The organism is Thermoflexus sp., from assembly GCF_042408365.1.
GTDB lineage: Bacteria > Chloroflexota > Anaerolineae > Thermoflexales > Thermoflexaceae > Thermoflexus.
The window spans coordinates 1-7,149 of the sequence record NZ_JBHOQJ010000174.1 but is presented as its reverse complement, the minus strand read 5'-3'; the positions used below and the strand labels follow the sequence as shown (position 1 = coordinate 7,149).

Genomic DNA, 7,149 nt, shown 5'->3' with positions numbered 1-7,149 from the left:
ATGCCCTCCTCCGTGCAGTAGCCGTATTCCCGCTGCACCAGGTAGAGCAAGGGAAGGATCGCCGAGCGCTTCACCGGATATTTCGAAAGGATCGCCTCGATCTCCTGAGCGTATTTTTCCTTGAGCATCCTCAGCCCTCAGAGAATGAAGATCGCCACACCGTCTTTAGATCCATTCACCACTCAATTCGGTAGCGACATGCACTCTCTCCCCTCCCCCGACACGCTTCCTCTACAACCCGCACCGTATCCACCGGCCGCTCCAACATCCAGGCGACGAGGGCCTCCAGCACACCTGCCGGCAGATCGCAACATGGCTCTGCGCAGGTCACGCCGACACAATAAGGACAGCGCGGGTTCTCCCAATAGAAGCGAGTCCCCTCCTGCCAGGCGCGAGGTGCAGAGCCTGTTTCCAGGCGCACAACGTTAACCGCCCGTTGCAAGGCGTTGCGAACCCGCTCCTGCGGGGCCTGCAGGATGCCCATGACGGTCCGGAGCAAATGAGCCACCCAGCCATACGCTTGGAGATCTCGTTGGAACACCTCATGACCGATCCGCCGAAGCACGACCCCCCCCCTCAGGGCCGAACCGTTCCCGGACGTGCTGGCAGAACGCGGAGATCTCCTCGAAGCGGACCCCCGGTTCGGGATTCATTGGGGGGAGCGCCTCCCGATACCGCCCCAGCCCGGCTTCCTGCAAGGCCTGGCTCCAGGCCTCTGATCCGATCACCTCGCGGACGGCAGCAAGGATCTGACGGGCGTATCGATTCGTCAGCTGTCCGCTGTTCACGCAGCCGCTCCCCCCAGTGCCTGAGCCAAAAAGGATTCCAGCAGCGGGGTCACCATCTCCGGACGCTCCAGGTTGGCGATGTGGCCGGCCTCCGGGATGACCTCCAGGCGCGCCCCGGGGATCGCCCGGGCCATGCGCTCCGCTTCATGAGGAGGCCGGGACACATCATCGGCACCCACCATCACCAGGGTGGGGATCCGGATCTCCCCCAACCGCTCCAGCACAGAGGACCGGCTGAAGATCCCCCGACCGATTGCGATGATCCCAGGAAGGCGCTCACTTGGGATCGCCGCCAGGCTCGCCTTGAATCGGGCCACCAGCTCCGGGTTCCGCTGAACCGTTTTCGGTGAGAAAAAGAACGGAACCAGGGCCTCCAGCATCGGCGGGGGGAGGGTTCCCGCTTGCTCCACCGCCGCCATCATGGCGAAATAGCGTTGCTTGGACTCCTCCGGCTCCGCCCCCGCATCGGTGTCCATCAGCACAAGAGCGGCCACCGCTTCCGGATATTTGAGAGCGACGCGCATCCCCCACATCCCACCCACCGAAAGGCCCACGATCGCGAATCGCTTCAACCCCAGCGCCTGGGCGAAGCCCCACATGTCCTCCGCCAACGCGTCCACCGAATAGGGCGAATCGGGAGGTGGATCCGAGCGGCCGTGGGCCCAGATCTCCGGCACGATGCAGCGGTAAGTCCGCGAGAGGGCCTCCACCTGGGGCTCCCACATCCGAGCATCCCAGAGATAGCTATGCCCGAACAGGATAGGAAAGCCATCGCCGCGCTCCTCATAAAACATCCGGCGTCCCCGGATCCACACTTCGGGCATGGCATCCTCCCTTCATTGGGGATCACTGGATTTCGTATAAAACTCGACGCCCGACGGCTTGTCCTCTGCCCGCCTCCAGCCCATGAGCCCCCAGGCCCGCGTCACCGATCCACCTCTCCCAACACAATGTCGATGCTTCCGATGATCGCCACCAGATCGGCCACCAAACTGCCTTTGGCCATGATCGGCAGCGCCTGCAGATTCACGAACGACGGCGCCCGGAAGTGGACCCGCCGGGGCCTTGGGGAGCCATCGCTGTTGATGTAGACCCCGAACTCGCCCCGCGGCGATTCCACCGCGTGATAGACCTCCCCCGGAGGCGGGCTGAAGCCCTCCGTCCAGAACTTGAAGTGATGGATCAAGGCCTCCATGCTCCAGGCCAGCTCCTCCTTGGGAGGTGGCGTCACCTTGCGGTCCGGGGTGATATAAGGCCCCTTGGGGAGGCGCCGCAGCGCCTGGTCGATGATGCGCAAGCTCTGGCGCATCTCCTCGATGCGTACCATAAAGCGATCGTAGACGTCCCCGTTCTCCCCCAGAGGGACATCGAACTCGAAATGATCGTAAGAGGAGTAGGGTTGGGCCTTGCGGACATCGTAATTCACCCCGGAGCCCCGCAGGGATGGGCCTGTGACCCCCCAGGCGATGGCGTCCTCGGGCGAGATCACACCGACCCCCTTCGTCCGCTGCAGCCAGAGGGGGTTTTTCTTCAACAGGCGCTCGTATTCGTTGATGCGGGCCGGCATGAGCTTCAGGAAAGCGCGCACGGCCTCCTCGAACCCCTCCGGGACATCTCGCCACAGCCCGCCGACCCGGAAGTAGGAGACCATCATCCGCTGGCCGGAGACCATTTCGAAAATGTCGAGGATCATCTCCCGCTCGCGGAAGCAATAGAGGAACACGCTCATCGCCGCGATGTCCAAGGCATGGGTTCCCAGCCAGACCAAGTGGCTGGCGATCCGCTGGAGCTCCGTGAGGATCACCCGGATGTATTGGGCCCGGAGGGGAACCTCCACCCCCATCAACTTCTCAACGGCCATCACATAGGCCAGGTTGTTGGACATGGGCGAGAGGTAATCGATGCGGTCCGTCAGGGGGATGATCTGAGTGTAGGTCCTGGACTCACAGTGCTTCTCGATGCCTGTGTGCAGATAACCGATGTCGGGCACCACTGAGACGATGGTCTCGCCATCCAGCTCCACCAGCAAGCGCAGCACCCCGTGGGTGCTGGGGTGCTGAGGGCCCATGTTCAGCAGGATGGTCTCGCCCCGGAGCGCCCGCTCCGAGACCAAGTGCTTCAGCTGCTCCAGGGTGAACGCTTGAACCTCGCCTTCCCGAAGGGTCATGTTCTCCCAGCCTCTTGAACGGAACGTGGATCAGGAACCCCTATGGCGGGCGGAGGACATGCCGAGAGCGCGCCGCCCGCCCGCAGAAACACCCCAGCCGTCGGAGCGCCCTACGCGGAGACCCTTCAGTCCTTCACGTAAGGTTTCCGGGCATCGATCTCCCGCCAGTTGAACGAAAACTGAACCGGCTCCACCACCAGGGGATGATCCCGCCGCAATGGGTGCCCCTCCCAATCCTCCGGGAGCAGGATGCGACGCAGGTCCGGATGGCCCTCGAACCGGATGCCGAAGAGATCGTAAACCTCCCGCTCATGCCAGTTCGCGGTGGGCCAAACCCCGGTCACCGTGGGAACCACCGGGTCGTCTTCTTCCAGGAACACTTTAACCCGAAGCCGCAGGTTGTGAGGGAGCGAGTAGAGATGGTAATTGACCGCAAAGCGCGGGCGGTCCGGCCAGTAATCAACGGCGCACAGGTCGGAGAGGAGATTGAACCGGCACCTGGGATCGTCCCGCAGGAAACGGCAAAGGTCCACCAGCGCCTCCCGACGGACCACCAAAGTGGTTTCCCCGCGGAACTCGATCACCTCTTGCAAGGCCTCTCCGAAACGCGACCGAACGGCTTCGATCACCTCCTGGAGCGACACCTTTGCCCTCCTGAGCCCAAGAGTTCTTATGGGCTGGGCCGGGCGTCTTTTTGGCGCCCGGCCCAGCCCACAAAGCGCAGGCGGCTCATCTATAAGGATCGGGGCCGTCAAAGGTGCTGCGCGCGGCCCTGAAATCCCTCAGGGGATCTTCACCGCCTGAATCAGTTGGACTTTAGACGAGCAGGCAATCTCCCCGAAGGTTGGGAATGTAAGAAGGGGAAAGAGCCGCACCCCTTTCATCCCCGGATGAAAGAACAGACACCCGGCCCCCCTACCCCCCTGCAAGCCATCCATTAGCGCGATGGCCGAATCCGACCGCCCTGCTGGATTTTCTTGTGGAGCGCCAGGATGCCCTCGATGAGCCCCTCCGGGCGGGGCGGGCAGCCGGAGACGTAGACATCCACCGGGATGATCTCGTCGACCCCCTGGACAATGGCGTAGTTATTGAACACCCCACCGGTGGAGGCGCAATCCCCCATCGCGATCACCCATTTCGGCTCCGTCATTTGATCGTAAAGTCGACGGACCACTGGGGCCATCTTCCGACTCACCCGCCCGGCGACGATCATGAGATCCGCCTGGCGAGGGGAGGCCCGCATGATCTCCATACCGAATCGGGAGAGGTCGTAGTGGCTGGCCTGGGTGGCCATCATCTCGATGGCGCAACAAGCCAATCCGAACAGCAACGGCCACATCGCCCGGGTGCGCCCCCAGGACGCCACCCACTCCAGGGCGTCCTCCAGGGTGGTCACCACCACGCCCATCTCCCCCGTCTTCTGCTCGGGCACCATCCCCACCACCGGCTGGCTCACCGTTCCCATTCGAACGCTCCTTTCCGCCACGCGTAGACATAGCCGATCAGCAGGATCAAGACGAAGAGTGCCATCTCAACCAACGCCAGCGCCTTGAAGGCTCGTACTTGCAAGGCCCAAGGGTAGAAGAAAATAATTTCGATATCGAACAGAATAAAAAGCAGAGCGGTGAGATAAAACTTAACCGGGAAGCGCCGCTGTGCTGGCCCGATGGGGATCATGCCGGATTCGTAGGGGAGATGTTTGCGGCGGCTCGGCCGCTTAGGGGCCAGGACCTGGGGGGCCAGCAAGGCGATCCCGCCAATCCCCAGCCCAACCAGAAGCAAAGTTAAGATCGGCACATACTCGAGCAGCGTCCCCGCCGGCATAGGCACCTTCTGAAGCAGGCTTTTGTTCATTTTACCACAAAGGGGAGAGGCGTCAACCTTTTGTGCGTTTGGGAACATGGGTTCCGTCGCCCCGCCAGGGTTGGAAACCCATAAAGACGCATTGTCTTCCCATGGCCCCTCAGATCGTCAAGGAGGCCAACAACATTTGGGGGCTGCCTTTGGCAGCCCCCAAATACATCCGAAGAAGATGATCATTATCCCTTTTCGTAACGATTCAACATGGTCCCACTCGGTTCGGAGCCCCGCGAAGAGGCGGAAGGACCCTACCTTCTTCATCCTCCAGGGGAAGACTTACGATGAGACGCCATATCCATATTGCGTGACGTGCAAACGGCCGAATCGTTACCTTATCCGGCTGATCCGGATCTAGCTGCAAGCACGATGCGCGTTTCTTCTCCCTCCTGCTGGACCTCCACCACGGTGTATCCGTTGCGCTTCGCCCACGCGGTGACTGTGAACTCATCCGCATAGCCCCGCACCCGCACGGCCACCGCCTCCCCGGGGCCCAGGCCGGCCAGGGCCTGCTGGATCCGGCCGATGGGCGACTCGGTGCACAGCTCGATGGGGGCCCGCAGATCAACCGTCTGTACGATTCGCATCGCAGCCTCCAATCCGGGATAGGCGGGCCCCTGAGTCAGGGGCCCGCCCCGCGCGCTCAGCGCTCAATCGGCACCCCGATCGTGTTGCCCCACTCCGACCACGAGCCGTCGTAGTTACGGACGTTGGGGTACCCCAGGAGATGGCGCAGCACGAACCAGGTGACAGAGGACCGCTCCCCAATCCGGCAGTAGGTGATGACCTCCCGATCCGGTGTGACCCCCGCCTCCTCGTAGATCCGGCGCAGGGCCTCTGGGTCCTTGAAGGTGTCATCATCCTTGAGGGCCTTGGACCAGGGGATGTTCACCGCGCCGGGGATATGGCCGCCCCGCTGGGCCGCTTCGTTGGGATATTCCGGCGGCGCGGTGATCTCCCCCGTGAACTCCGCCGGCGACCGTACGTCCACCAGGACGATCCCTCGCTTGCCCAACACGTTCAGCACATAGGGGAGGTGCGCCCGCAGCCGAGCGTCCGGTTCCTGGGCCCGGTAGGTCGCCGGCGGGTACGTGGGCACCTCCTGGCTGAGGGGGCGCTTCTCCTCGATCCACTTCTTGCGGCCCCCGTTGAGCAAGCGCACGTCCCTATGGCCATAGAGCTTGTAGATCCAGAAGGCGAAGGCCGCGAACCAGTTCCGGAAATCGCCGTAGAGAACCACCGTCGTGTCATTCGAGATCCCGGCCCGGCTGTTGAGGGCCTCAAAGGCCTCCCGGCTCAGGATATCCCGCCGCACCGGGTCGTTCAGGTCCTTGCGCCAGTCGAACAGGACAGCTCCGGGGATGTGGCCCAGGTGATAGGCGCTGCCCGGGTCGTAATCCACCTCCACGATCCGCACCTTCGGATCCTGAAGGTGCTGGGCCACCCACTCCGTATCCACTAACGCCAAAGGATCCGCATACGTCGCCATGGCAACCTCCTTTCCCAGTTCATCTCGGAAAGCGAAGGGGGTTAGACCGGGTCCATGACCTCTAGTCCCCTATATCCCTATCCCCGGGATCTGGATACAAAGGGACGAAGGTAGAAAACCCAACCGGATATCTAGAAAGTGGGAAGATCTCAGCTTACAGTGGCGTAGAGAGCTTCAGATTTGGGGAAAGCGGGGGCAGGAGGAGGTCGAGTCCGCTCAGCGGGGCGCGCGTCCCAAGCGGGCGGCCGCCCACTGCCCCCGCTTAGGACAGATACAGGTGTTCATCGGGGAAATGGAATCCACCCGCTGGGCGATCCGCCGCCGCGGAGCGCCCCTCGCACCAGCTGGTGGAATCCGATGGATGCCCATCATCGTCCTTCGATCACCTTAGGAGTTTGGGGCTATGTATAGCACGGGGGGCAATTTTTGTCAAGAGGTTCAGCGAAATTTCTAGGTTCCGGGATCATGGTGATCCGGGCACCTCCGGGGCCCGGATTGGTAAGGCTGTACGATGGCCTTAGGAAAGGCCTTCCATAGGGGGAGATCCTTCACAATGGGGCGGATTGGCTTCCTATTTCCCCTTCCCATGCGACTTCGTCACGCGAGGAAGAGGGAAGTTCCCGAATGGGGTGCGGGCCGCATCGATTGCTCGCGCCCCACAGAAGTTCCACAAGGATGACTCCCTGTTGCTCTGGAACGGATAAGGAGATTCCGTGAGGACCCCAGGGTTCGCGGTTTTGCCGCTCACGGGGCGGGGAGCGCCCATTCCACCAGGGTGTAACGGCACCGGCGTTCCGGCCCCACCGTGCCCACCACCAGCCAGACCCGATCCCGCCCGCTCATCACAT

The 7,149-nt window shown here is 62.5% G+C and carries 9 protein-coding genes; all 9 read right to left on the bottom strand.

From position 1 onward, the window contains the following. Positions 1 to 175: 175 nt before the first annotated feature. Positions 176 to 565, bottom strand: a complete 390-nt coding sequence (locus ACFMO5_RS08115) for a hypothetical protein (protein ID WP_376792247.1) — start codon at positions 563 to 565, stop codon at positions 176 to 178. Further along, positions 543 to 788: a hypothetical protein gene (locus ACFMO5_RS08110; RefSeq protein WP_376792246.1), complete on the bottom strand. Its 246-nt coding sequence runs from the start codon at positions 786 to 788 to the stop codon at positions 543 to 545. The genes ACFMO5_RS08115 and ACFMO5_RS08110 overlap by 23 nt, the downstream gene beginning before the upstream one ends. Then, positions 785 to 1,612 carry an alpha/beta fold hydrolase gene (locus ACFMO5_RS08105; protein WP_376792245.1) on the bottom strand — a complete coding sequence of 276 codons (828 nt, stop codon included), beginning with the start codon at positions 1,610 to 1,612 and terminating at the stop codon, positions 785 to 787. Before ACFMO5_RS08105 ends, ACFMO5_RS08110 begins: the two co-directional genes overlap by 4 nt. A gap of 101 nt (positions 1,613 to 1,713) precedes the next feature. After that, positions 1,714 to 2,955, bottom strand: a complete 1,242-nt coding sequence (gene nuoD / locus ACFMO5_RS08100; RefSeq protein ID WP_376792244.1) for an NADH dehydrogenase (quinone) subunit D — start codon at positions 2,953 to 2,955, stop codon at positions 1,714 to 1,716. Positions 2,956 to 3,080: 125 nt separating this feature from the next. After that, on the bottom strand, positions 3,081 to 3,599 hold the full coding sequence (locus ACFMO5_RS08095; RefSeq protein ID WP_376792243.1) for an NADH-quinone oxidoreductase subunit C: 519 nt from the start codon (positions 3,597 to 3,599) through the stop codon (positions 3,081 to 3,083). Positions 3,600 to 3,892: 293 nt separating this feature from the next. Next, positions 3,893 to 4,390, bottom strand: coding sequence for an NADH-quinone oxidoreductase subunit B (locus ACFMO5_RS08090; protein ID WP_376792248.1), 498 nt, complete (start codon positions 4,388 to 4,390; stop codon positions 3,893 to 3,895). 17 nt (positions 4,391 to 4,407) lie between these two features. Further along, a complete protein-coding gene (locus ACFMO5_RS08085; RefSeq protein ID WP_376792242.1) occupies positions 4,408 to 4,779 on the bottom strand; it encodes an NADH-quinone oxidoreductase subunit A in 372 nt (123 codons plus the stop codon). Between the two features lie 368 nt (positions 4,780 to 5,147). After that, positions 5,148 to 5,399, bottom strand: a complete 252-nt coding sequence (locus ACFMO5_RS08080; RefSeq protein ID WP_376792241.1) for a sulfurtransferase TusA family protein — start codon at positions 5,397 to 5,399, stop codon at positions 5,148 to 5,150. 56 nt (positions 5,400 to 5,455) lie between these two features. After that, positions 5,456 to 6,301, bottom strand: a complete 846-nt coding sequence (locus tag ACFMO5_RS08075) for a sulfurtransferase (protein ID WP_376792240.1) — start codon at positions 6,299 to 6,301, stop codon at positions 5,456 to 5,458. Positions 6,302 to 7,149 lie beyond the last annotated feature (848 nt).

What these genes read in the sequence shown, in the direction of transcription:
- ACFMO5_RS08105 (WP_376792245.1), bottom strand. Translation starts at nt 1,612, where the DNA reads ATGCCCGAAGTGTGGATCCGGGGACGCCGGATGTTTTATGAGGAGCGC.
- nuoD (WP_376792244.1), bottom strand. Translation starts at nt 2,955, where the DNA reads ATGACCCTTCGGGAAGGCGAGGTTCAAGCGTTCACCCTGGAGCAGCTG.
- ACFMO5_RS08090 (WP_376792248.1), bottom strand. Translation starts at nt 4,390, where the DNA reads ATGGTGCCCGAGCAGAAGACGGGGGAGATGGGCGTGGTGGTGACCACC.
- ACFMO5_RS08080 (WP_376792241.1), bottom strand. Translation starts at nt 5,399, where the DNA reads ATGCGAATCGTACAGACGGTTGATCTGCGGGCCCCCATCGAGCTGTGC.
- ACFMO5_RS08075 (WP_376792240.1), bottom strand. Translation starts at nt 6,301, where the DNA reads ATGGCGACGTATGCGGATCCTTTGGCGTTAGTGGATACGGAGTGGGTG.
- ACFMO5_RS08085 (WP_376792242.1), bottom strand. Translation starts at nt 4,779, where the DNA reads ATGCCGGCGGGGACGCTGCTCGAGTATGTGCCGATCTTAACTTTGCTT.